Source organism: Marinobacter iranensis (assembly GCF_029207565.1).
In the GTDB taxonomy this organism is placed as follows: domain Bacteria; phylum Pseudomonadota; class Gammaproteobacteria; order Pseudomonadales; family Oleiphilaceae; genus Marinobacter; species Marinobacter iranensis.
The window spans coordinates 136,800-159,293 of the sequence record NZ_JANCMW010000007.1 but is presented as its reverse complement, the minus strand read 5'-3'; the positions used below and the strand labels follow the sequence as shown (position 1 = coordinate 159,293).

The 22,494-nt window shown below is 57.6% G+C and carries 22 protein-coding genes; 7 read left to right on the top strand and 15 right to left on the bottom strand.

The genetic code is table 11. The annotated features are described in order from the left end of the window. Nucleotides 1-2: 2 nt before the first annotated feature. Nucleotides 3-959: a 3-oxoadipate enol-lactonase gene (pcaD, locus tag NLU14_RS12720; RefSeq protein ID WP_275707087.1), complete on the bottom strand. Its 957-nt coding sequence runs from the start codon at nucleotides 957-959 to the stop codon at nucleotides 3-5. 110 nt (nucleotides 960-1,069) lie between these two features. Here pcaD and NLU14_RS12715 point away from each other — a divergent pair, with 110 nt between their 5' ends. Then, on the top strand, nucleotides 1,070-1,963 hold the full coding sequence (locus NLU14_RS12715) for a LysR family transcriptional regulator (RefSeq protein ID WP_275707085.1): 894 nt from the start codon (nucleotides 1,070-1,072) through the stop codon (nucleotides 1,961-1,963). Here NLU14_RS12715 and recA read toward each other — a convergent pair. Together recA and NLU14_RS12705 are read right to left on the bottom strand one after the other, a co-directional pair. Further along, entirely contained in the window at nucleotides 1,960-3,006 is a 1,047-nt protein-coding gene (gene recA, locus NLU14_RS12710; protein ID WP_275707083.1) for a recombinase RecA, read from the bottom strand. The genes NLU14_RS12715 and recA overlap by 4 nt on opposite strands. 145 nt (nucleotides 3,007-3,151) lie before the next feature. Next, entirely contained in the window at nucleotides 3,152-3,652 is a 501-nt protein-coding gene (locus NLU14_RS12705) for a CinA family protein (protein ID WP_275707082.1), read from the bottom strand. Between the two features lie 82 nt (nucleotides 3,653-3,734). On the opposite strand from NLU14_RS12705, the gene mutS reads away from it, so the two are divergent. Then, nucleotides 3,735-6,338: a DNA mismatch repair protein MutS gene (gene mutS, locus NLU14_RS12700; protein WP_275707079.1), complete on the top strand. Its 2,604-nt coding sequence runs from the start codon at nucleotides 3,735-3,737 to the stop codon at nucleotides 6,336-6,338. 136 nt (nucleotides 6,339-6,474) lie between these two features. Further along, entirely contained in the window at nucleotides 6,475-6,798 is a 324-nt protein-coding gene (gene fdxA, locus NLU14_RS12695) for a ferredoxin FdxA (protein ID WP_275707076.1), read from the top strand. A gap of 9 nt (nucleotides 6,799-6,807) precedes the next feature. Here fdxA and NLU14_RS12690 read toward each other — a convergent pair whose 3' ends face one another. The 5 genes from NLU14_RS12690 to NLU14_RS12670 form a co-directional block, all read right to left on the bottom strand. Then, nucleotides 6,808-7,467, bottom strand: coding sequence for a LysE family translocator (locus tag NLU14_RS12690; RefSeq protein ID WP_275707074.1), 660 nt, complete (start codon nucleotides 7,465-7,467; stop codon nucleotides 6,808-6,810). A 33-nt stretch (nucleotides 7,468-7,500) separates the two neighbouring features. Next, nucleotides 7,501-8,535 (bottom strand): hypothetical protein, encoded by a 1,035-nt coding sequence (locus NLU14_RS12685; RefSeq protein WP_275707071.1) that lies wholly within the window; start codon nucleotides 8,533-8,535, stop codon nucleotides 7,501-7,503. Nucleotides 8,536-8,692: 157 nt separating this feature from the next. Further along, nucleotides 8,693-9,643, bottom strand: coding sequence for a DegV family protein (locus tag NLU14_RS12680; protein ID WP_275707068.1), 951 nt, complete (start codon nucleotides 9,641-9,643; stop codon nucleotides 8,693-8,695). Nucleotides 9,644-9,750: 107 nt separating this feature from the next. After that, nucleotides 9,751-10,584: a metal-dependent hydrolase gene (locus NLU14_RS12675; RefSeq protein ID WP_275707065.1), complete on the bottom strand. Its 834-nt coding sequence runs from the start codon at nucleotides 10,582-10,584 to the stop codon at nucleotides 9,751-9,753. A 199-nt stretch (nucleotides 10,585-10,783) separates the two neighbouring features. Beyond that, nucleotides 10,784-12,196 (bottom strand): aminotransferase-like domain-containing protein, encoded by a 1,413-nt coding sequence (locus NLU14_RS12670; RefSeq protein ID WP_275707062.1) that lies wholly within the window; start codon nucleotides 12,194-12,196, stop codon nucleotides 10,784-10,786. Nucleotides 12,197-12,373: 177 nt separating this feature from the next. Here NLU14_RS12670 and NLU14_RS12665 point away from each other — a divergent pair, with 177 nt between their 5' ends. Together NLU14_RS12665 and NLU14_RS12660 are read left to right on the top strand one after the other, a co-directional pair. Next, on the top strand, nucleotides 12,374-12,670 hold the full coding sequence (locus NLU14_RS12665; protein WP_275707059.1) for a hypothetical protein: 297 nt from the start codon (nucleotides 12,374-12,376) through the stop codon (nucleotides 12,668-12,670). Then, nucleotides 12,667-13,476 carry a PhzF family phenazine biosynthesis protein gene (locus NLU14_RS12660; RefSeq protein ID WP_275707056.1) on the top strand — a complete coding sequence of 270 codons (810 nt, stop codon included), beginning with the start codon at nucleotides 12,667-12,669 and terminating at the stop codon, nucleotides 13,474-13,476. Before NLU14_RS12665 ends, NLU14_RS12660 begins: the two co-directional genes overlap by 4 nt. An 89-nt stretch (nucleotides 13,477-13,565) precedes the next feature. Here the strand turns inward: NLU14_RS12660 and NLU14_RS12655 are convergent, their stop codons facing one another. The 3 genes from NLU14_RS12655 to NLU14_RS12645 all read right to left on the bottom strand — a co-directional run bounded on the left by NLU14_RS12655 (nucleotide 13,566) and on the right by NLU14_RS12645 (nucleotide 15,074). Beyond that, nucleotides 13,566-14,177, bottom strand: coding sequence for a DNA-3-methyladenine glycosylase I (locus tag NLU14_RS12655; RefSeq protein WP_275707054.1), 612 nt, complete (start codon nucleotides 14,175-14,177; stop codon nucleotides 13,566-13,568). Between the two features lie 16 nt (nucleotides 14,178-14,193). Then, a complete protein-coding gene (locus NLU14_RS12650; RefSeq protein WP_275707053.1) occupies nucleotides 14,194-14,373 on the bottom strand; it encodes a YciI family protein in 180 nt (59 codons plus the stop codon). Nucleotides 14,374-14,480: 107 nt separating this feature from the next. Continuing rightward, nucleotides 14,481-15,074: a TetR/AcrR family transcriptional regulator gene (locus NLU14_RS12645; protein WP_275707051.1), complete on the bottom strand. Its 594-nt coding sequence runs from the start codon at nucleotides 15,072-15,074 to the stop codon at nucleotides 14,481-14,483. A gap of 317 nt (nucleotides 15,075-15,391) precedes the next feature. Here NLU14_RS12645 and NLU14_RS12640 point away from each other — a divergent pair, with 317 nt between their 5' ends. Together NLU14_RS12640 and NLU14_RS12635 are read left to right on the top strand one after the other, a co-directional pair. Beyond that, on the top strand, nucleotides 15,392-16,576 hold the full coding sequence (locus tag NLU14_RS12640; RefSeq protein WP_275707222.1) for a BaiN/RdsA family NAD(P)/FAD-dependent oxidoreductase: 1,185 nt from the start codon (nucleotides 15,392-15,394) through the stop codon (nucleotides 16,574-16,576). Between the two features lie 24 nt (nucleotides 16,577-16,600). Further along, the gene (locus tag NLU14_RS12635; protein ID WP_275707049.1) at nucleotides 16,601-17,569 is read left to right on the top strand and encodes an arsenic resistance protein; all 969 of its coding nucleotides are present in this window, start codon (nucleotides 16,601-16,603) and stop codon (nucleotides 17,567-17,569) included. A gap of 13 nt (nucleotides 17,570-17,582) precedes the next feature. Here the strand turns inward: NLU14_RS12635 and NLU14_RS12630 are convergent, their stop codons facing one another. From NLU14_RS12630 to NLU14_RS12615, 4 genes are all read right to left on the bottom strand, one after another. Then, complete coding sequence (locus NLU14_RS12630; protein ID WP_275707047.1) at nucleotides 17,583-18,617, bottom strand: GlxA family transcriptional regulator; 1,035 nt, start codon at nucleotides 18,615-18,617, stop codon at nucleotides 17,583-17,585. Nucleotides 18,618-18,720: 103 nt separating this feature from the next. Further along, a complete protein-coding gene (locus NLU14_RS12625) occupies nucleotides 18,721-20,034 on the bottom strand; it encodes an NAD(P)/FAD-dependent oxidoreductase (protein ID WP_275707045.1) in 1,314 nt (437 codons plus the stop codon). A gap of 36 nt (nucleotides 20,035-20,070) precedes the next feature. Continuing rightward, nucleotides 20,071-21,507, bottom strand: coding sequence for an aldehyde dehydrogenase family protein (locus NLU14_RS12620; RefSeq protein ID WP_275707042.1), 1,437 nt, complete (start codon nucleotides 21,505-21,507; stop codon nucleotides 20,071-20,073). A gap of 23 nt (nucleotides 21,508-21,530) precedes the next feature. Next, nucleotides 21,531-22,487, bottom strand: coding sequence for an NAD(P)-dependent oxidoreductase (locus NLU14_RS12615; RefSeq protein ID WP_275707039.1), 957 nt, complete (start codon nucleotides 22,485-22,487; stop codon nucleotides 21,531-21,533). Between the last annotated feature and the right edge of the window lie 7 nt (nucleotides 22,488-22,494).

The following is a 22,494-nucleotide window of genomic DNA, read 5'->3' as shown; positions in this document are numbered from 1 at the left end:
GATTATTCTGCTTTAACGTGTATTCCCTTCCCTCCGGAATCGGTGAGAAAAGTCACGACCGCTTCCAGAAATTCCGCCGGGTACTGAACATTTGTCATATGTGTAGCAGGCAGAACCACTAATCGAGCCTCGGGAATGGTCCCGGCCATAAGTTCACTATGCTCAAGAGTGGTCACAGGATCATGCTCGCCCGCAATGATCAATGTGGGACGCGAGATGAGCGATATGGTGCGGCGCATATCAGTGTCACGAACGATAGCCCAGGAGCCCGCGAGACCTTGCCTGTCTGTCGCTAGCAGCATATTCCGGAACCTTTCCACGACAGGGCTTTCCGCTTCCAGCAGCCGGGCCGGAAACCAGTTGAGCAGGAACCTCTCGGCCGTCTCCTTCATGTCTTCGGCTTCCAGTACGGCGGCGATAGCCTCGTCCCACTGTTCGGCTGGCCCAAGGTATGCCGCTGTATTACTCAGAATCAGGCGGCCAATCCGCTCTGGAGTGTGAATTCCTAACCACTGACCAACGTACCCGCCCAGAGAAAGCCCGAGGAAGTGAGCGCGCTCGATGCCCAAAGAATCAAGCAGCTCTATTACATCGCGACCGAACCGACCTATGGAATATGCGCCACTTGGCACACCGGATGCCCCATGCCCTCTCATATCGTAACGCAGGACACGGAAGTGCCTGGTCAACTCAGGGACTTGAGCATCCCACATATGCAAATCCGTACCGATGGAGTTGGATAGAACCAGCACGGGCTTATCCGCAGGGCCATCAAGGCGATATGCAATGCGGGTCTCATCACCTGCTGTGAAAAAGGAAGGCGTTTGGCCCTGAATATTTGTCGATGCAGACTGTGTCCCGGTTGGACCGGGATGGATATTGCCGGCATGTGTCAGTGTGGGATGCATTGGAGTGAACAGAGCGAAGCTGGCGAACAGAGAAGTGAGTGTGCGGCACATGTAAAGCTCCTTTGGCGTAGATCTGGTTTGGATTTCAGCCAAAATGCTAGTTGAGTGCCTGATCGAAATATATTACAAACTTCGAACGGTCATCTAAGGAATTTCTGACAATGTACAAATTCACCCTGCAAGACCTTCTCTGCCTGGTAGCCGTCATACAAGAGGGTAGTTTTCAAGCCGCCGCCACGACCTTGAATCGGTCCCACGCCGCCGTTTTCGCAGGATTGGGGAAGCTCGAAGCTCAGTTTGGCATGGCACTACTTGACCGAGGGGGCTATCGAGTGCGACCAACTCAGGCTGGGATGTCACTGTATGACCGGGCACAACGCTTGCTGCACGAAGCGGAGTCCTTCTCTCTTCACGCCCGGCAACTGGCGATGGGGGAAGAAACAGAGTTGCGTGTGGTTATTGGTGATCTATGTCCACGCCCGCAGATACTGAACATATTGAGCAAGTTTTTCGCAACACACCCCAACACTCGCCTGCAACTTCGCTTCGAGGCAGTGTCCGGGCCCATGGAGAGGCTTCTGGAAGAAGATGCAGATCTGATTTTCCATCACGTCGATAAAACTGACCCTAGGCTGGAATGGTTGGATCTGGATTGTATATCACTGGTACCGGTCGTAGCACCAGGCTTTCTGGGCTTTCCAATCACTGATGCAATCACACCGGACCAGATGAAAAGGTTTACGCAGTGCATCCTGAGGGATACCGCGCGCCAGCCCCGGGATCACAATTATTTCGTGCTCAGTGGTTCCCATCAGTGCACTGTGGCCGACCACCAAATGAAGAAGGAGATCATTCTCCAGGGCATGGCATGGGGCCATCTGCCGGAATTTATGGTCGAGGAAGAACTACAGAGTGGCCAACTGCTGTCCATCGCCGGGCGCCACTTTCCAGGTGTAACGGAGGAACTCGTGGCCGGTCGTCGGAGCGACCGGCCCCATGGACCGGTAGCCACCCACCTCTGGGAGTATCTTGAAGAGCAAGCGGTGATGTCCTAGAGAAGTTCACCATTGGCGTCTGCTGTTGCCGCTTCAGCCGCTTCCTTCTTCACCGGCTTGGGCATCAGCTTGTCGCGCACAGCGGTTTCAATTTCGTTGGCAATTTCCAGGTTCTCTTCCAGGAATTTGCAGGCATTGGCCTTGCCCTGGCCGATCTTGTCGCCCTTGTAGGCGTACCAGGCGCCGGACTTGTCCACGAAGCCTTCCTTCACGCCCATGTCGAGCACTTCGGCCATGTGGTAGATGCCCTTGCCGTACATGATCTGGAACTCGGCCTGCTTGAACGGCGGGGCAACCTTGTTCTTGACCACTTTTACGCGGGTTTCGTTGCCGACGACCTCATCGCCATCTTTCACCGAACCGATGCGGCGGATGTCCAGGCGAACGGATGAGTAGAATTTCAGGGCGTTACCGCCGGTGGTGGTTTCGGGACTGCCGAACATAACACCGATTTTCATGCGGATCTGGTTGATAAAGATCAGCAGGCAGTTGGCGTGCTTGATGTTGCCAGTCAGTTTGCGCAGCGCCTGGGACATCAGGCGGGCTTGCAGGCCAACGTGGCTGTCGCCCATTTCGCCTTCGATTTCGGCTTTCGGAGTCAGCGCCGCCACGGAGTCGACTATGATGATGTCTACCGCATTGGAGCGAACCAGCATGTCCGCAATTTCCAGCGCCTGCTCACCGGTATCCGGCTGGGAAACCAGCAGGTCGTCCACGTTCACGCCCAGCTTTTCGGCGTAGATGGGATCCAGGGCGTGCTCTGCGTCGATAAAGGCACAGGTTTTGCCAGCTTTCTGGGCTTCGGCAATGACCTGGAGGGTCAACGTGGTTTTACCGGAGCTCTCCGGGCCATAGATTTCACAAACCCGACCGTAAGGCAGGCCGCCGATACCCAGGGCTACATCCAGGCCAAGCGAGCCGGTGGAAACCGCAGGAATGGCTTCCCGTGGCTGGTCGCCCATTTTCATGACGGCGCCCTTGCCGAACTGGCGTTCAATCTGGCTAAGTGCTGCGCTCAGTGCTTTGTTGCGGTTATCTTCCATCGTTGCAAACCCTCTGTCGCCAATGCCGTTATCGGGACGGGAACCCGGCGGCCGATATCGTGAAATCCGGAACCCGGAAAACCGGATCCCTGTATATTTGAACAGTATTAAAACATAACGCGGGGGCAAGACCAACCCCTCCGTTTCAGGAGTTTTCCAGAAACCCCCTAACCCCCTGTAACGCATACAATACAGCCTGGCGCCGAACCTGATCACGGTCTCCCGGGAAGGTTTCAACCACCGCTTCGGTATCCGCCGGAGAGCGCCCCCAGGCAAACCAGACAGTTCCCACCGGCTTGTCTTCACTGCCACCACCTGGGCCGGCCACACCGCTGATAGCCACGGCAACGCTGGCACCGGTGGTCGATAGCGCGCCTGCAACCATTTCCCGCACCACCGGTTCGCTGACCGCACCATGCTCGTTCAGGGACGGCTCGGTAACACCAAGCAATGCCCTCTTGGCGTCGTTGCTGTAGGTAACCAGCCCCGCCAACACATAGGAAGAAGACCCCGCACGGTCAGTCAGTACCTTGGCTACCCAGCCACCAGTGCAGCTTTCTGCCGTGGCAATGGTAAGCTGGCGCCGCTCCAGCAACTCGGCCAGTTGATTACCAGCTTCCGCCAATGCTTCATCAGTCAGTGGCATAATGATCTCCTTCGTTTCATCATGGCGGTTATTTTCTTACAATCCCTGCCTTCACATAAAGCCAATGGATCCGGAACCGTTCATGTCAGCAGCCCAGACCGATCTGTCCCAGCACACACCCATGATGAGGCAATACCTCAAGATCAAGGGCGAACACCCCAATGAACTGGTGTTCTACCGCATGGGGGACTTCTACGAGCTGTTTTACGAAGATGCCAAAAAAGCCGCTGAGCTGATGGATATCACCCTTACGGCCCGTGGGCAGTCCGGGGGCAACCCAATCCCCATGGCCGGCATTCCGTACCATTCCGCCGAAGGTTACATTGCACGTCTGGTCCGGGCTGGTCAATCCATCGCCATTTGTGAGCAGATTGGCGATCCGGCTACCAGCAAGGGGCCGGTAGACCGCCAGGTTGTGCGCATTGTGACGCCGGGCACGCTAAGCGACGACGCGTTCCTTGAGGACCGCCGGGACAACCTGCTGGTTGCCATCTACAACCACCGGGAGCAGTTCGGGTTTGCGTCCCTGGATATTTCCAGTGGACGGTTTACGGTATCCGAGCTGGAGGACCTGGAAGGCCTGCAGGGCGAACTCCAGCGCCTGCGGCCAGCCGAGATTCTGGTCAGTGAAGACTTCCCCTACCAGGAGGCACTGGAAGGATACACCGGCATTCGCCGCCAGGGCCCCTGGCTGTTTGAATCCGACACTGCCCGCCGCGTGCTCACCCAGCAACTGCAGGTGCGGGACCTGACCGGCTTTGGCTGTGATGATCTCACGCTGGCCATCTGTGCTGCCGGTTGCCTGCTGCAGTATGCTCGCGAAACCCAGCGTACCGCCCTGCCCCATATTCGCAAACTCAGCCGCGAGCGGCGCGAGGAGGCGGTGATCCTGGACGCCACCAGCCGCCGCAACCTGGAGATCGACACCAACCTGATGGGCGGCACCCAGCACACGCTGGCCTGGGTGATGGACCGTACGGCCACTTCCATGGGTGGGCGCCAGCTCCGGCGCTGGCTGAACCGGCCACTGCGGGATGTAACCGTGGTTGAGCAGCGCCAGCAGGCCGTTTCCGCGCTGCTGGACGGGTTTCACTACGAACCGGTTCACGACCTGCTGAAAAGCATCGGCGACATTGAACGGGTTCTGGCACGGGTGGCTCTGCGTTCCGCCCGCCCCAGGGATCTGTCGCGACTGCGGGATGCCTTCCAGGCATTGCCGGATTTGCAGAAGGCGCTGACACCGGTGAGTTCCCACCATATCGTCAAACTGGCCACCACCATCGGTGAATACCCCGAATTGGCGGACTTGCTGGAGCGGGCGATCATCGACAACCCGCCCGTCGTGATTCGTGATGGCGGGGTTATCCGGGAGGGATTCGATGAAGAACTGGACGAGCTGCGCAACATCAGCGAAAACGCCGGTCAGTTCCTGCTGGATGTGGAAACCCGGGAGCGGGAACGCACTGGCATCAGCACACTCAAGGTGGGCTACAACCGGGTGCACGGCTATTACATTGAGATCACCCGGGCCCAATCCGGCCACGCGCCCGCGGACTATATCCGCCGCCAGACCCTGAAGAACGCCGAGCGGTTTATCACCCCGGAGCTGAAAGAATTCGAGGACAAGGCCCTCAGCGCCAAGAGCCGTTCACTGGCGCGGGAGAAAGCCCTGTACGATGAGGTGCTGGAAACCGTTGCCGCGGAACTGGCGCCCCTGCAGGACGCCGCCCAGGCCCTGGCGGAACTGGATGTGCTCAGCAACTTCGCCGAGCGGGCCACCAGCCTGCGCTTCAACGCGCCGGAATTCAGCGACACCCCCGGCTTCGACATCGAGGAAGGTCGCCATCCGGTGGTGGAACAGTTACTGAGCGACCCCTACGTGCCCAACGACCTGCTGATGGACCAGCAACGCCGCATGCTGGTGATTACCGGCCCCAACATGGGCGGTAAGTCCACCTACATGCGCCAGGCTGCACTGATTGCCCTGCTGGCCTACACCGGTAGCTTCGTGCCCGCCAACCGCGTGGTCATCGGCCCGGTGGATCGCATCTTCACCCGTATGGGTTCTTCCGATGATATTGCCGGCGGGCGCTCCACCTTCATGGTGGAAATGACGGAAACCGCCAACATCCTCCATAACGCCACCGAGCACAGCCTGGTGCTGATGGACGAAGTGGGGCGTGGCACCAGTACTTTTGACGGCCTGTCCCTGGCCTGGGCCACGGCGGAACACCTGGCGAAGCACATTCGCTGCTACACCCTGTTTGCCACCCACTATTTCGAGCTCACGCAACTGGCCGACGACCTTGAACACGCCGTCAATGTGCATCTGACCGCCACCGAGCACGATGACACCATCGTATTCCTGCACAACGTCCATGATGGCCCCGCCAGCCAGAGCTACGGTCTGCAGGTGGCCAAGCTGGCCGGTGTGCCCCAGGACGTGATTCGGAACGCGCGTGAACAATTGTCCCACCTGGAAGGCAGCGCAAGCGCCGCACCCGCTGCACCGGAAACACCGAAGCCCCAGGCCCGTGTCAGCGAACCGGTTATGCAGGGGGATATGTTCGCCAGCCTGGAACCGAGTAAGGTGGAAACAACCCTGGCCGATCTGGACGTTGACGGACTTACGCCCCGGGATGCGTTGAATCGCCTTTATGAACTGAAGGAACTACTGAACAAATAAGCGGAAAATGCCGCAGAATTGACTCAAGTAATAACGATAGTGCGCCTTGGCGCTTGCGAGTAGGCAGGCCGCTCAATACAATATCGCGCAATTATTATTACACTGATGAGACTGATACTGGACCAGGAATCTGACTATGACGTTTGTCGTTACCGATAACTGCATCAAGTGCAAATACACGGATTGCGTGGAAGTATGCCCCGTGGACTGCTTCTACGAAGGTCCAAACTTTCTGGTGATCGATCCGGACGAGTGCATTGATTGCGCCCTGTGTGAGCCGGAGTGCCCTGCAGAGGCCATTTTCTCGGAGGACGAGCTGCCTGCGGACCAGGCCCAGTTTGTTGAGCTCAACGCCGATCTGGCCGGCAAGTGGCCGAACATCACTGAAAAGAAAGACCCCCTGCCCGATGCCGAAGAGTGGGACGGAAAGCCGGACAAACTGCAGTACCTGGAGAAGTAATGTCTGCGCTTACTGCGTAGCCAGTTTTGCCCCGATAGCAACGAAGAAACCGCCGGTCAGAGCGTTGAGCGTACGCTTGACGCCCTGCCCCACCCCAAGCCGGCGGGATTTGACCACCAGCACCGCCAAAGCACACTGCCACACCATCGCCAGCACAAAATGAACTGACGCAAGAAACAGCGATTGCTGGAAAGCATTACCGGCCGGGTCAATGAACTGGGGTAATAGTGCCATATAGAACAGCGCGGTTTTCGGGTTCAGCACGTTGGACAGCAGTCCCTCGCGAAACGCCACAGCGGTTGATACCGGTTTAACCGGCACCGCTTCAGGAGTTTCCGGCTTCCCGCCTTGTGCAGGGGCCCGCCTCATGGCCTGCCGCAATGAACTCAAGCCCAACCAGATCAGGTAACAGGCGCCGGCCCATTTGAGCGCGGTAAACGCCCAGGCGGTCTCAACCAACAACATGGAAATGCCCAGGGCTGAAAGAGTCGCGTGAATGAACAATCCGCTGCAGATACCCACACTGGTTACGCAACCATCCCGCAAGCCACTCTCCGACCCACCCCGCCCGGCATTCCGCATCACCAGCAGGGTATCCACCCCCGGCGTCACTGTAAGCAGTGATATGGCCACCAGGTAGGCCCAGAACAGCTCGGTTGGTATCCACATTGCCAAACACCCCACCACGGAGAGCAGGAGTGCTCAGTTCTCCTGCTGCAGAAGCTTTTTCGCCGCAGCCGACTTGTAGAAGGGTTCAAGGCGGCGGCGGACCAGGGCTTCAAGATACCCCTCCTCCCGCAGCACGTCTATGACCGGAAGTGCGTAGGCATCCACTTCCGCCATAACCACGTCGCGGTTGACACCAACGGCACCCAACAGGGCAATTACCGGTCTGTCGCCATACATGGTGAACAGGTGCTCCACGACCGCCCTGGCACAGCCCTCAAAATACTCGGTCTTGCGGAACTGCAGCCAGAACTCGTAGCCCAGCACCACGAACTCCTGCAGTTGCACATCACCCAGCCCCTCGTGGAGTTCTTCGATGGTGCGATCCTCCACGGACACCCAGGCCGCCATCACACTGTCGCGCAACTCATCATCCGTCAGCGCCCGGTTCAGGAACTGTTCACTGCGGGCGATCAAACCCGGCAGGCTATCCGCAAGCCAGGCCTTGAAACGGCGCTCGAAGGTCTCGTCCAGGCCCGGCACCGCCTTGTTGGCCATGCGTTTGCCAAATTTCATCATCGAGCCGACACCGGGCACACTCTTGGTGATCAGGTTGTCCTCGTAGAGGTAATTCACCACCCCCTGGTACACCACATTCGACACCAGCTCCTGATAGACCGGGTGTGCCATGATCTCACTGATCACCCGCTCCCTTTGCTGGCGAAGTTCCAGCGCCTCCTCCAGGAATCCGGTGGCCTGCTCGCGGGTGATAATATCCCGCAGCCGGGAGGTTTTCTGAACCGGCGCATTCAGCACTTCCGTGGCCATTTCCGCTGCCATCTCGGGTATCCCGGCATCCAGTTCCATATTCACCACGATGCGCTGGATCACTCCCATCACCTGTTCCACCGAGGTCAGTCGATTCAGCGTGATGGTGCCGGCGTACGCAAACAGTTCGTCCACCTCGGTTTGCAGGAACCGGCGCAGTTTGGTCCCTTTCAGGGACGCCAGTTCGTGTTTTACATGCTGCTCAAGCAACGCATTGGCGAGATCCGTTTTGCCTTTGGTCATAGTCAGGGTCCGGTTCTGTCTGAAAAGTGGGCATTAATACTGGGAATGGAAAGAGGCTAACACGAAGCAGGACTGGCTGCGTTTGCCGAAGATACCGGCGGCGGGGTGCGAGGCGGCCAAGAAACAACGATGCCTCCTGATTGCCAGGTAGCAGACGCTATTGGAAATCGCTGAATTCGTGGGGCTCTGCGGCTAGCGCCAGGCACAGGCTGCCGGGGCCGATGTAAATGCTGCTGGTAATACCCATCTGGGACAATAACAACTCAACGCCGTTTTTCTCACAGGCGTCGCGAAGACGGTTCAGGCCGGGCAGGTCTTCGATTTCGGTCCAGGTCAGGCCACAGGACAGGCTCACGTAAGGGGTTAGCAGGCCTGCCTCAACTCTGGCGGTGGCATAGTTCATGACTTTTTCCACCGCCACATCAAAGCTGCGGGTTTTGGCTACGGGTTGCCCCTCTGCACCCTGGCCAAAAATAACAGGGGTAATGTTCAGAGCCTTGCCCAGGAAGGCCACCAGCGCCGATACACTCTTGTCACCGCGCCGACGGGCGCGCTCGCGGATGTAGTGCAGGTCCCGGGGAATCACACAGGTGTAGATCTTGTCGGTAAAGGTGTCCACTTCGTTGCGCAAGGCGTTTTTCGACAGCCGCTGCTCAATCAACCTGAGGGTGTGTGCTGCGAGCAGGCCCTGGCCGGCAAAGATCTGTTTACTATCAATAACCCGCATGGAGAACTTGCCGTCACGCCCCGCGGCCTCCCGGGCCTCATGGTAGTGTCCCATCACGCTGTTCATGGCTTCGGTGGCATTCTGGAAGATCAGGCTGCGGGAGCGGGTGACCGTTTCGCAAACGGCTACATCAAACTGGGTGACAATTTTCTCCATGAACAGGTCGTGGATCTGTTCCGCGGAGAAGGCGTGAGTCTCGGCATGGTGGCCTTTCTGCAACAGGCCGCTCTGATAGAATTCCTGGGTTCTGACCGGGTCATGTTCATCAATGTAGGTCTGGCCATCAATAACGGCTGTCACCGGCAGAATGAACAGATCGTGCTTGCGACTGAACTCATAGGGCAGATCGCAGGCAGAATCAACAATCAGACCAACGCGCATGGGGGCCTCCAGCTACGGGAAGTTCTCCTGCCGGATACTTCCCTTTATTGTCATTGTTATTGGCAGCGCCCAGTTTTACACAAAGCGGTCAACATTTCAGCACCCTGCTAGCGGGCCGATTGCTCCAGCTCAAGTTCATTGAGGTTTTTCTCGATCAGGTCACGGTTGTCCTGCTGCCAGGGGTGGAAGCCCTTGCGGAAATAGGCCAGAAAATCCGGCATGCACTTGCGCAATACCCCCGGTTTACCCCATAAAAAATTAATACCGCCGATCCAGGTACCCAGGTTCCACAACTTGCCGTCGGTTTTCAGCAGGCTGCAGGTGTTCAGGAAGGTGTACTTGAAGAAGTTCCAGGTCACGAACAGGAACACAATCCGGCGCAAACGTTCATTGCCAACGCAGTGGCGGTAGACATCAAAGGCCACCGATTTGTGCTCGGTTTCTTCGATGGCATGCCAGCGCCAGAGCTTCTCCATGCCCGGTGTGGCACCCTCCATCCACTCGGGATGGCGAAGGATGGCATTTGCCAGAACCGCCGTGTAATGCTCCGCGCCGCAGGTTCCGGCCAGTTGACGGCTGGGCGGGAGGTTACCCACCCACGCCATGTGCCTGCGGAAACGCTCATCAATGGCATCAATGTCGTACCCGCGCGCCTTCAACGCTTCGTTGTAGTGCTTGTGCTCCCGGCTGTGCAGCGCTTCCTGGCCAATAAAGCCCCGAATCTCCTCCTTCAGCTTGGGGTCCTCCACCTTGTCCCTATAGAGCCGAACGGCATTGATAAACTGTTGTTCACCATCGGGGAATTGCAGCGACAGAGCGTTAAAAAATGCTGTGCGGAAGGTGTCGTTACCGTGCCACAGGGTTTTGAGGTCATCGGCAATATCGAAGTGCAGGTGCCGGGGAGCAACCGAAACGCCCTCGGGGGTGGAACTGATGGTCATGACTGCCTCCGGGTTATTGTGATTATGGAGCGGCATTCGCCGTACTGCGGGAAAACCGCGTACGAAAACTGATCAGAAACCTCAGTTTAAACCCGAACTCAACAACGAAGGAAGGCAGCAACCGAAAAATCGGACAAATTGTCACGAAATGACAGATTGTCAAAAATCAGTGAAAGGGAGGCGTGGCGTTAAGCCAGCCTCAGGATTCGTCAGCCACGGCAGTTGCAATGGCACCAAGGCGTGCAATTGCCTGCTCAACCCGCTCACTCCATGGATTGGCGCCGTTCAGTCGCAGACAGTTTTCGTATTTGTCGGTGGTGGAGAACATCAAACCAGGGGCCACATTGATGTTCTCCTCCCGTGCCCGGCGAAAAACCTCTGTGCCCGACACGCTGCCCGGAAGCTGAACCCAAAGTACAAAGCCACCCTGGGGACGGCTGACAGCAGTACCTTCCGGGAACGACCGCCCCACGGCGGCCCGCATCCGGTCGGTTGCCTCTCGGTAGCGTTGACGGGCCGAGCGAAGGTAACGGTCATAGCCGCCCTGCTCAAGGAAATGGGCAACGGCAATCTGCGGCACACTTGCTGTCCCCAGGTTGCTGAAGTACTTCTGCTGACGAGCCTCGGCCAGGTATTTTCCGGGCATCATCCAGCCCAGGCGCAGCCCCGGTGAAATGGTCTTGGAGAAAGAATTGCAGTAGATGACATTGCCGGTGCGATCGAACACCTTCGCCGGCCTGGGACGGTCCGTGCCGTAATAGAGGTCGCCGTAGATGTCGTCCTCGATCAGCGGAACACCGGCCACATCCAACATTTGAACAAGCTGCTGCTTGCGCAGGTCGGACATCCGCGCGCCCATGGGGTTACTGTGATTGGGAACCACCACGCATGCCTTCACCGGCCACTGTTCCAGCGCCAGCTCCAGCCCCTCAAGACTTAATCCTTCGGCGGGATGGGTGGGTACTTCAATGACCCTGAGCCCGAGGACGACCAGGGCCTGAAGAATACCCGGAAACGAAGGTGACTCAACAACCACGATATCGCCCGGCCTGGTGACCGCCTGGAGAGCCAATATGATCGCCTCCTGGGCGCCATTGGTGGCCAGGATATCGTCTGGCGTTGTAATGATACCCAACGCAGCCATCCGCTGGGCCACCTGGCGCCGGTACTCGATCTTGCCCGGGAAAGCGTAATCCAGGGTTTCCAGCCCGCGCCGTGCTGCCCACAAGGTCGCCTGCTGGATCTGCCGCACCGGCAGGAAATCCGGATGCGGCACTGCGGCCGCCAGCGGCACCATACGCTTCTCTTCATCGGCACACAGATCAAGAGCCATATCCCGGGCGCTGACTGGCACCGGCTTGGCCTTGTGTTTCTGCATCACCGGCTCGGGAGTGTCCCGCCGGGGCAAATGCACGAAATAGCCACTGCGCTCCCGCGCTTCCACATAGCCGCGGGCCTCCAGTGTCTGGTGGGCCTGAAGCACCGTGGAAACGCTCACACCAAACTGGCGGCTGAGTGCCCGGACACCAGGCAGCCGCTCCCCTTCGCGATAAACCCCATCACGAATCAAAGCGTGTAACTGATCTGCCACCTGATTATAGAGAATGCCCATAGCTTAATCCTGCCAGATCCCGTGGAAGACGGGGCAGTACAGATAGCCCACATTTTAACCGGAACAGATGACTGAGTTACGAGCCTGTACCGGTTCAAAATTACAATATCTGAATCTGTTATGGTTGTCTGCACCGGCGGAGAATGGTGATCAGAGTCCAGAAGAAGGAGTTTCACCATGACTGCACTGAACCGATTGCTGCCCTGTTCCCCGACAGCGGCACCTCTTGCCAGCAGCAAGGATTTACTGGGCGTTGGCCAAAACCCGGGGTTAGCCCCCGTACCGGCCAGCATTGCCCGGAAATGGCTGGAAAATCTCGGGTTTGTTGTCCGCCAGGTCCTGCCCGGGCACTGGATTGTTACCCACTCCGCTCCACTGCCGGAGCTTCACTTCTACAGCGTTCCGGAACTGAGCCAGTTTGCCGTCCATCGGGCACACCGCTACGCTAAAACCTTCAAAAGGGAGAGATCATGAAAGCACTACCGATTTACCAGGTCGACGCCTTCACCAGCCGGGTTTTCGGCGGCAATCCAGCCGCTGTGATGCCTCTGGAGGAATGGCTGCCAGACGACACCCTGCGGGCGCTGGCCATGGAGAACAACCTGTCTGAAACCGCCTTCTTCGTCCCAACGCCGGAAGAAGCCGACGCAGACTTCCACATACGCTGGTTCACACCCACCGTGGAAGTCCCCCTGTGCGGCCACGCAACCCTCGCCAGCGCCTGGGTCATCTTCAACAAGCTGGGCTGGGAGCGGGAACAGATCCGGTTCCAGTCAAAGAGTGGCCCCCTGGGCGTGCAACAGACCGACGACGGCTGGCTGGAGCTGGACTTTCCCAACCTCGCCGTTGAAAAACGCCCGACCCTCCAGTTGATCCACGAAGCCCTGGAAGGCGCCCCGGACACAGCCTTGTTCGTGCCCAACGACACCAACTACCTGGTTGTCCTGAGCGACGAAGCCGCCGTAAAGGCCGCACAACCGGACATCCGCAAACTCGGCGAGCTTGGCAACCAGGGCGTCGTCATTACCGCCCCCGGGGAAGACTGCGACTTCGTCAGCCGCTACTTCGTCCCCGGCGCCGGCATCGACGAAGACCCCGTCACCGGCTCCACTCACAGCGTTCTGGTGCCCTACTGGGCGGAACAACTCGGTAAAAACACACTGTTGGCGAAACAGGTCTCCGCCAGGGGTGGCGTACTGCGCTGCGAACTCAAAGGCGGCCGCGTAGCCATCGCCGGCCAGGCTGCGTTCTATATGGAGGGGAGCGTACACCTGAGTTAACGCTTCGATCATCGGCCGCTGGACGGAATGCAGCTTGGTGTATGCCGTCCAGCGCCGAAGGCGAGAAGCTTTTTAGTATCAAGACACTATCAGTTTTCAGGCCGCTTGAATCGTTTACGGGCTTGCGCAACTGTCTCTCTAAATACGCACGCGTCAGAATGATCGTTGACGAGCCCCATCGCTTGCATAAACGCATACACGGTGGTGGGGCCGACAAACTTCCAACCCTGTTTCTTCAAAGCCTTGGACAGCGCAACTGACTCATTCGACGTCGAGACCGTCTGCGGTTCAGGCAAATTCTCTATACCTGGCTCGAAGCGCCAGAAGAAAGCAGCGAGTGATCCTTCCCGCTCCACAAGTTCCTGGGCTCTTTTGGCATTGTTCACTACCGCCTCAATCTTCCCACGATGCCGGACAATGCCTTCATCCAGCAGCAACCTCTCTATGTCTGACTCACTAAACATCGCTACTTTATTGAAATCAAAATTCGAAAACGCTGCACGAAAGTTATTGCGCTTGGCAAGGATCGTGCGCCAGCTCAGACCGGACTGAAAACTTTCGAGACATAGCTTCTCAAATAGCCTGATATCATCATCAACGGGATAGCCCCACTCGGCATCATGGTATTCGAAGAACTCGGGGGCCGCTGAACACCAACTGCAGCGCAATCTGCCATCAGGGCCTTTAACAGTTGAATTCATGGTCACTCCTCCACTGTCAGCCCAGAAGAAAGCTCAGCCGCTCATCGGCTTTCTTTGGTTCAATCTCCAGCAGTTCGGCGGTAACAATATTCTCAGCCACGAACGGGTCCTCGTTAACACGGCTTTCAAGCGCCTCCCGGGATACGTCATGGGCGATGACGGCTCCGCCAAGACCGGGCTGGAGACTGCCAACCATAAGAAAGACTCCGTCTTCGAAGCCTCTTCTTATCCATTGGTTGTGTCCCTCCATGAACGCACTTGCCTGGCCCTTATTGTCAGAGAACCTCAAAGTTACGATAAACATCAAAACACCTCCTGTTGTGTATTGTTCTTGCTTTCAACTGAGGCCAACCATTCATTCAGCCGGCTTACCTCACTCCTGATAAAATCTTCGTCCTGGAAGGCGCTGGCCAGCGTCGCTATTCCCTGGCTGCCGGCCAGGAGATGCATCGCCAGTTCATCAGCATCTTCGCGACAGCCAAGCTGCTCAAACTGTCGCCTTAACCAGTTCCTGAATAGTGTGAATAGCTCGTTCGCATTGCCTTTGCTTGGGTGGTCCAGCTTGGCAAGCTCCGCAAACAGAGTCCCGACCGGACAGCCATAGCGTTTTATCTTGGCCCGGTTCATCACCAGCATATTGATAAAGCAACGAATCCGGCCCGCGGGTGTTGCTCCTTCGATTTCCCAGTCACCCAGCATTGAAGCCGTACGGGACAGGCGGAGATTGATAACGGCATCAAGAATTTCGTCTTTGGATTTGAAGTGGTAATAGAAATTCCCTCGGGAAATACCAACGGCCTCCGCAATTTGTGAAAACGAAGTGTGCTCAAACCCCTGCTCATAGAACAGTTGATCCGCAGCCTCGACGATGTGATCTTTTGTCTGTTTATTGCTCATGAAGCGCTTCCGAAAACGTTACCAAACCTCTAGGACGACCATCCTATTCCATCAGGCTAGGACAATCGTCCTAACAGGTCAAGCCCCGGCAACTGCCCTCTGTTACGGCATGTCACCACATAACAGGGCATAGGCTGTATAATCGCCGTTTTGTCACGAGGGAGAATGGGCGCAATGCATGGCAAGGTACGGGTTGAGGGCAGTCAGGGATCGTCAAAAACAGGGATGTTTTTGTCGAGCGTACAGGGACGTATTCACCTCGTATCCCTGACTGCCCTCAACCCGTGCCGGAACTCCGAAAGTGCGACCTCCAGACCATGACCGCCCAGAACTACGACGTAATCATCATAGGCGCCGGCGCAGCAGGCCTCATGTGTGCGGCAACAGCAGGCTACCGTGGCCGCAAAGTCCTGGTGATCGACCACGCCAACAAACCCGGAAAGAAAATCCTCATGTCCGGAGGTGGCCGCTGCAACTTCACCAACCTCAACAGCACCCCGGCCAACTTCCTCTCGGACAACCCCCACTACTGCATCTCCGCCCTGAAGCGCTACACCCCCCAGCACTTCCTGGACCTGGTGGAGCGCCACGGCATCGAACACGAGGAAAAAGCCGCCGGCCAACTCTTCTGCAAGGACAGCAGCAAGGAGATCCTCAACATGCTGCTGGCCGAATGCGAATGGGCGGGCGCGGAAGTGAGGCTGAAAACCAGTGTCAAAACAGTCAGCACCACAGAAAACGGTTACCAGTTGCAAACCAACTCAGGCACCCTCAACTGCGAATCCTTGGTCATCGCCTGCGGCGGACTGTCGATTCCCACCATGGGCGCCACCGGTTTTGGTTACGAGATCGCACGGCAGTTCGGGCTGGCGGTACTGCCCACCCGCGCGGGGCTGGTGCCCTTTACCCTGCACCCGGAACTGAAGGAACAACTGGCCCCACTGGCGGGTGTCAGTTGCCCGGTGGACGTCCACTGCAACAAAGAACACTTCCGCGAGCCCATGCTGGTCACCCATCGCGGGCTGAGCGGCCCGGCCATGCTGCAGATCTCCAGTTTCTGGCGGCCCGGCGACAGCTTGAGCATTAACATGCTGCCGGCAACCAACATTGAACAGGATCTGTACCAACAGCGACAATCCAGGCCACAATCCACCGTGGCCCACTACCTGATCCAGCACCTGCCCAAACGCTTCGCCCAGGCCCTGAACGATCTCCATGGCTGGACCGGGCCGCTGCAAGGGTACAAAAACAGTGACATTGAACAGGTGGCCCGAACCCTCAGGCAATGGACCATCAAACCCGCCGGTACCGAGGGTTATCGCACGGCCGAAGTTACCCTGGGCGGCGTGGACACCCACCAGCTCTCTTCCAGGACCATGGCGGTTCTGGATCGACCAGACCTGTATTTCATTGGCGAAGTGGTGGATGTCACAGGCCATCTCGGTGGGCACAACTTCCAGTGGGCCTGGGCATCCGGGGTGGCTGCCGGCCAGAGTGCCTGAAGCGACCAATCAGCAAGGAAGACCATGCGTGACAAGCTCGAACAACACCAGGTCTGGATCTATCTGGCTGCCATCGTCAGTGGTCTGCTGACGGGCAGGACCATGCCTGAGGCCACCGCCACCTGGGAGCTTGCCCTGTGGCCGGTGTTGGGTGTACTGCTGTATGCCACCTTTACCCAGGTGCCACTGGTCCATGTGTCTGGCGCCTTCAGGGACCGCCGTTTCCTGGTATCGTTGCTTGCCGGTAATTTTCTGCTGATGCCCTGCGTTGTCTGGTTGCTGCTTACGATCGTTCCCGATGATCGTGCCATCAAACTGGGCGTACTGCTGGTGTTGCTGGTGCCCTGCACTGACTGGTTTATCAGCTTTACCCACCTGGGGCGCGGCGATGCAACCCGGGCCATCGCGGCGACTCCCGTTCTGCTGGTGATGCAGATTCTGCTGCTGCCTTTCTATCTCTGGCTGTTCATTGATGAAGACACTACAGATATGGCAATTGCCAGCCACCTGCTGCCGGCGTTTATCGGCCTTATTCTCCTGCCTCTGTCGCTCGCCTGGATTACGGAAAAGCTGGCCGAAAAACAAAAGCCCCTGAACACCCTGATTGCTGGTCTCGGATGGTGCCCGGTACCGTTGCTGGCAATGGTGGTTTTCCTGATTGCAGCGTCCCAGGTTGGCCTGGTGCTCGAAAGCGGGCGCCTGCTCTGGAGTGTTGTTCTGGCCTTCGCGCTGTACCTGCTGGCGGCCGCCACCGTGGGAAAACTGCTTGCCTGCGTAGCTGGCCTGCCGGCGCCGGCAGGCCGCACACTGGTGTTCAGCCTTGGCACCCGCAACTCGTTCGTGGTCCTGCCACTGGCAATCTCCCTGCCGGACGCCTGGAGCGCGGCCGTCGTGGTGATTGTCCTGCAATCACTGGTGGAGCTCTTTGGTATGATTGCGTTCCTGAAATGGGTGCCTACCCGACTGATCAGAAGCGGGCCTGACCCAGGATAACCAGAGGCTGGATTCAAACGTCAATGCTGGTGCGTCTTTTGCGGAACTCTGCAGGCGTTTCCCCGTAACTCTTCCGGTACCACTGGGAGAAGTGTGACGTATCGGAAAATCCGGTTTCATAGGCTATTTCCGTCACCCTTTTCGTCGTGTTCAGTAGTAAGGTACGGCCATGCTCGAGACGTAACTTTCGCCAATAGCCGGCAGGGGCCGTGTGAAGAAAACTGGAAAACAGCCGGGTGAGCTGGCGCTCAGTGGTATTAAGCTGCTCTGACAGGTTTTTAATGGAATAAGGCGTACTGAGATTCTCCTGCATCAGCAGGATGGCACGTTCCAGGAGGCGGTTTTCATAGCGCGCCACTTCGAAGAACTGATCGTTGGGCACGTCATCACTGACATCCTTGGTTAACTGGGAAACCAGCAGATAGTCCAGCCCTTTCTTTGCCCGCGAACGGCCACAGTGAGTCGATATCAGCTCCGCCGCCAGATCAATGGCAGTACCACCGGGACAGGTAATGATATTGCCGTCCCGAATATGGCCTGAGTCCACGACCGCCCTCGCGCCGGGATATCGCTGCTTGAAATACTCGGATACCGTGAAGTGGACAGCACATTTCCGACGGTCCAGCAGGCCAGCCTCGGCCAGCACGAAGCTACCGGAACAAAGACCAATCAGCGGTACGCCTTTATCGTAACCTTCCCGAAGAAAATCGATAATAGCGGCGGATGGTGAGGTCGACGCATCAAGCAGGCCACCGGCAACCGCGATATAGTCGTACTGCTGTGGGTTCTCCAGGCCATTTTGAGGCTTTATCTCCATGTAGCAACTGGATTTAACGGGCTGTTTATCCTCTGATATCCAGTTCCACCGGCAGTACAGCTGCTGGCTACGAAAGGAACGGTCAGCGGCAAAACGCAAAGACTCGACAAAGCCTGCAACAGGCATCAGCGTAAAATCCTGCATCAACAGAAACCCGACATTCAGGTCGGGCGCAGCGTCCTGCGGGCGTTCATTTTCGTCTTCAAACGCACCCGGGTAATGAAAGCTCATGGTATGGGAGTACCCCAGCGGCAGAGAGTGAGGCTTTTCAGGTACAAAATAGCGCACAACTCAGACGCCGTCATACTATATGCGCGGCTTTGTTCAAGGGCGTTCAGCGTTCCGCACCCGCCCTCAACTGGTTGTACCACAGCGTGGCATTAATCCCCGCATCCAGAAAGGGCCGTGGCGGGTTTGAGGCGGGGGCCGGTTGAGACAACATATACCTCACGAGTTCGGAGTCCTGATTGGCCAGATAGTCTGCAAGCAATTTTCCGCTGATCGTTCCCTTGGTAACGCCGATACCGTTGTGGCAGCCGGCCCCATAAACATTGGGCCTCAGTTCACCAAAATAAGGTGCGTGATTTCGGCTCATACAAAGTGCGCCACCCCAGGTATATTCCATTTCCACCCCATCAAGCATGGGGAAACGTGCGTTGAAGCCTTGGACAATATGTTTGCTGGCCCACGCCGTTGTCGCCTCCGAACTCCGTCCGTTGGGATTGAAGCTGAACGAGTTGCGTACCAGAATTCGCTGGTCAGGCGTGCGCCTTACGGTGCTGCCAAAGGGATCGGCTGGAATCACACCCCAGTATGGCGTGCCACCCAGACGTTGTTGCTCCGCCTCGGTCAGTTGGCGCGTTAAACCTGCGTAGGTGAACACGGGGAGCAGACGGCCAGTAAAGAAGCCAAATTCCTGCGCAAAGGCGTTATTGGTCAGCAACAGGTTCCGGGCCTTGATGGTTCCGGCAGGCGTGTGCAGCTGAATCGGGCTGCCATAGTCAACCTGAGTGACCGGGGTCATTTCACACAGCTGCACGTTCTCCGGAAGGGTTCGCGCCAGGCCACGGGCCAACGCTGCGGGCTGGACCAGTACGGTACCTGGCGTGTACAGGCCCTGGGTGTAATAGTCGGTGCCCAATTTACGTTTAAGCTCAGCGGTATCCATCATCTGGTACTCGGCACCCAGGCGATCGAGCCCCGTACGATAGGCATTGAGTACATTCACACCCTTTGCGCCAACCGCACCCTGAATTTTACCGGATTCCCGCCAATGGCACTCGATTTCCTCTGTTTTGACGATAGACCGAAGACTGTCGATGGCCGCGCGATTGAGCGCCATGTCTTTACGCGCGGTATCAAGGTCGCCAATGTAGTCAGGCGCGCTAAGGTCATGAGGCAGATCAATCAGGAACCCTGAGTTCTTCCCCGAGGCACCATCCGCGACACACTGGGCATCCACGAGCAGGATGCGATCATCCGGGCGATGATGCGCCAGCTGACGAGCCGCCGCCAGGCCGGTGAAGCCCGCCCCGACAATAACCCACTCAGCTTCCGCAGAACCTTCGAGCCGCTGCGGTTCGTGGGATGGCAGAATGCTGCTCCAGCCGCAGCTATTATCATCCGCTGGAAGATTTTTTATTTTCATGCTGCTGCCTCTATGCCTTTTGAGCGCAAATGAAGACTAATTCGCCATTTGATAGGCGGTTTTCACACGGGTATAGAAATCCGCGGCATAACGCCCCTGCTCACGGGGCCCGTAACTGGACCCTTTGGTGCCACCGAAAGGCACGTGGTAATCAACACCCGCCGTCGGCATATTGACCATGACCATGCCAGCCTGGGCGTGCCGCTTGTAGTGCTCTGCATGTTTCAGTGAGGTTGTGCAAATGCCGGCGGACAGGCCAAAGGGAGTATCGTTCGCTTCGGCCAGGGCAGCGTCGTAGTCCTTCACACGGGAAACGGTGACGACCGGACCAAACACCTCCTCCTGGCAGATACGCATACTGTTGTCGACATCGGTAAAAATCGCAGGCTGCAGGAAGTAGCCTTCGGTCTCTGCCTCTACCCGATTGCCACCCATCAGAAGACGTGCGCCCTCCTCTTGAGCCAACTTGATATAGGACAGGTCCTGCTTCAACTGACTTTCGCTCACAACGGGGCCAATCTGGGTGCCTTCAGCCAGGGCGTGGCCGACACGCAGGGCTTTCGTTCTTTCCGCCAGTAAAGCCACAAAGTCGTCGTGAATGCCTTTTGTTACGATCAGACGGGAGCTGGCCGTACAGCGCTGGCCGGTCGAGTAAAAGCCCCCCTGTATCGCAACCTCCACCGCCTGCTCAAGGTTGGCGTCATCCAGTACGATCAGGGGATTCTTGCCCCCCAGTTCAAGCTGTACCTTTGCCATGCGTGCGGCGCAATGCTGGGCAATGGTGGCTCCAGTACCGACGGAGCCGGTAAAGGTAATTGCCTGCACGTCTTTGCTGGTAACGATGGCATCCCCCACTTCCGAACCCGGACCAATCACCATATTGAAAACCCCGTCCGGCAATCCGGCGCGGGAAATAATCTCAGCCAGGGCCCAGGCGGATGAGGGAACCATTTCAGCGGGCTTGAACACGACACAGTTGCCGTAGCAGAGTGCCGGTGCAATCTTCCAGGACGGAATTGCGACGGGGAAATTCCAGGGCGTAACAATGCCCACCACGCCGACCGGCTCCCGGGTGATATCAACCGTGGCGCCAGCTCGAACGGACTCCAGCCGTTCACCGCCAATACGTACCGCTTCGCCGGCAAAAAACTTGAACAGGTATCCGGCCCGGGTCACTTCACCGATACCCTCGGGCAGGGTCTTGCCTTCTTCCCGCGACAACAGGGCGCCCAGCTCCTCACGTCGGGCCAGGATTTCACTGCCAATGAAATCCAGGGCATCAAAACGCTGTTGGGGATTGGAAACGCCCCAGGCAGGGGCTGCAGCGACCGCCGCAGCAATCGCCGATTCCGCTTCCGCGCGGCCGGCACGACTGAACTGATCGACAACATCCGAGGTATCAGACGGGTTGATATTGGACAAGACCCGATCGCCCGAAGGTATAAAGCTGCCATTGATATAACTGGTTTTCATGATAAGTATCCTGTTCGCCGCACTCAGACCAGGTTGGTCGGCGTGCCGTTGATGAATTGGTTGATATTCTGGATGGCACGGTCCATAAGGCCCTGCATCGACTGCCGGCTGCTCCAGCCGACGTGGGGAGTCATAATGAAGTTGGGCAGGTCCATTAACTCCAGCAGCGGTTCATCGGGGCGCAGCGGTTCATGCTCGACGATGTCGATGGCTGCCCCGGCAAGGTCTCCGGACCTGAGGGCCTGCGCCAGGTCCTGCTCGTTGATCACGCCGCCACGGGCGGTATTGATAATGACTGCGTTCTTCTTCATGCGCCGTAACTCAGCCAGGGTGAACATATCCCGTGTTGAGTCGGTCAACGGACAATGCAGACTGATGGCGTCGCAGGTTTCCAGAAGCTCATCAAATGTCACCAGAGGCAGGTCGGAATCGGTCCTGGTGGGGTGGTAGTACACCACATCCATGCCGATTCCAGCGGCCATCTTCCCCATCGCCTGCCCGATCTTGCCCATTCCGACAATGCCAATCCGGCTGGAATGGACATCCCAGATTTCGTGGTCGAGGAATACGTTGGTCTGCCAGCCCTCGCCATACCATTCGCTGCTGTCGAGCAGCCTGTGATAGGCCAGTATCTTGCGGCGCAGGGCCAGCAACAGGCCCAGTGCGTGTTCGGCAACGGTGCCAGGCGAGTATGCAGGAACATGACTGACCGTAATGCCGTGTTCACGGCAGTACTCGAGGTCAACGTGATCGGTTCCGGTCATTGCCACACTGATCATCCTGAGATCAGGCAGTTGAGCCAGTTCCGGGGCGCGCAGGGGCGCGCCGCAGGTAACGGCGATGGTTGCTTCCTCCGCACGTTCCACCAGTTGAGGACTGTCGGTGTAATCGTACTCGACCCATTGATGGGCAAAGGAGGGCTCTGGCAACCGGATCCCAGGAGCCACGGCGCTCTTATCGAGGAATACAATTTTTTCCATAGTTCAG

Excerpts from the sequence above, each read along its gene's own strand:
- NLU14_RS12680 (WP_275707068.1), bottom strand. The coding sequence starts at position 9,643 with ATGCGCGTTGGTCTGATTGTTGATTCTGCCTGCGATCTGCCCTATGAG.
- NLU14_RS12620 (WP_275707042.1), bottom strand. The coding sequence starts at position 21,507 with ATGAAAACCAGTTATATCAATGGCAGCTTTATACCTTCGGGCGATCGG.
- NLU14_RS12670 (WP_275707062.1), bottom strand. The coding sequence starts at position 12,196 with ATGGGCATTCTCTATAATCAGGTGGCAGATCAGTTACACGCTTTGATT.
- recA (WP_275707083.1), bottom strand. The coding sequence starts at position 3,006 with ATGGAAGATAACCGCAACAAAGCACTGAGCGCAGCACTTAGCCAGATT.
- NLU14_RS12685 (WP_275707071.1), bottom strand. The coding sequence starts at position 8,535 with ATGACCAAAGGCAAAACGGATCTCGCCAATGCGTTGCTTGAGCAGCAT.
- NLU14_RS12715 (WP_275707085.1), top strand. The coding sequence starts at position 1,070 with ATGTACAAATTCACCCTGCAAGACCTTCTCTGCCTGGTAGCCGTCATA.
- NLU14_RS12655 (WP_275707054.1), bottom strand. The coding sequence starts at position 14,177 with ATGAATTCAACTGTTAAAGGCCCTGATGGCAGATTGCGCTGCAGTTGG.
- mutS (WP_275707079.1), top strand. The coding sequence starts at position 3,735 with ATGTCAGCAGCCCAGACCGATCTGTCCCAGCACACACCCATGATGAGG.
- NLU14_RS12635 (WP_275707049.1), top strand. The coding sequence starts at position 16,601 with ATGCGTGACAAGCTCGAACAACACCAGGTCTGGATCTATCTGGCTGCC.
- pcaD (WP_275707087.1), bottom strand. The coding sequence starts at position 959 with ATGTGCCGCACACTCACTTCTCTGTTCGCCAGCTTCGCTCTGTTCACT.
- NLU14_RS12650 (WP_275707053.1), bottom strand. The coding sequence starts at position 14,373 with ATGGTTGGCAGTCTCCAGCCCGGTCTTGGCGGAGCCGTCATCGCCCAT.
- NLU14_RS12675 (WP_275707065.1), bottom strand. The coding sequence starts at position 10,584 with ATGACCATCAGTTCCACCCCCGAGGGCGTTTCGGTTGCTCCCCGGCAC.
- NLU14_RS12665 (WP_275707059.1), top strand. The coding sequence starts at position 12,374 with ATGACTGCACTGAACCGATTGCTGCCCTGTTCCCCGACAGCGGCACCT.
- NLU14_RS12625 (WP_275707045.1), bottom strand. The coding sequence starts at position 20,034 with ATGAAAATAAAAAATCTTCCAGCGGATGATAATAGCTGCGGCTGGAGC.
- NLU14_RS12660 (WP_275707056.1), top strand. The coding sequence starts at position 12,667 with ATGAAAGCACTACCGATTTACCAGGTCGACGCCTTCACCAGCCGGGTT.
- NLU14_RS12630 (WP_275707047.1), bottom strand. The coding sequence starts at position 18,617 with ATGAGCTTTCATTACCCGGGTGCGTTTGAAGACGAAAATGAACGCCCG.
- fdxA (WP_275707076.1), top strand. The coding sequence starts at position 6,475 with ATGACGTTTGTCGTTACCGATAACTGCATCAAGTGCAAATACACGGAT.
- NLU14_RS12705 (WP_275707082.1), bottom strand. The coding sequence starts at position 3,652 with ATGCCACTGACTGATGAAGCATTGGCGGAAGCTGGTAATCAACTGGCC.
- NLU14_RS12640 (WP_275707222.1), top strand. The coding sequence starts at position 15,392 with ATGACCGCCCAGAACTACGACGTAATCATCATAGGCGCCGGCGCAGCA.
- NLU14_RS12615 (WP_275707039.1), bottom strand. The coding sequence starts at position 22,487 with ATGGAAAAAATTGTATTCCTCGATAAGAGCGCCGTGGCTCCTGGGATC.
- NLU14_RS12645 (WP_275707051.1), bottom strand. The coding sequence starts at position 15,074 with ATGAGCAATAAACAGACAAAAGATCACATCGTCGAGGCTGCGGATCAA.
- NLU14_RS12690 (WP_275707074.1), bottom strand. The coding sequence starts at position 7,467 with ATGTGGATACCAACCGAGCTGTTCTGGGCCTACCTGGTGGCCATATCA.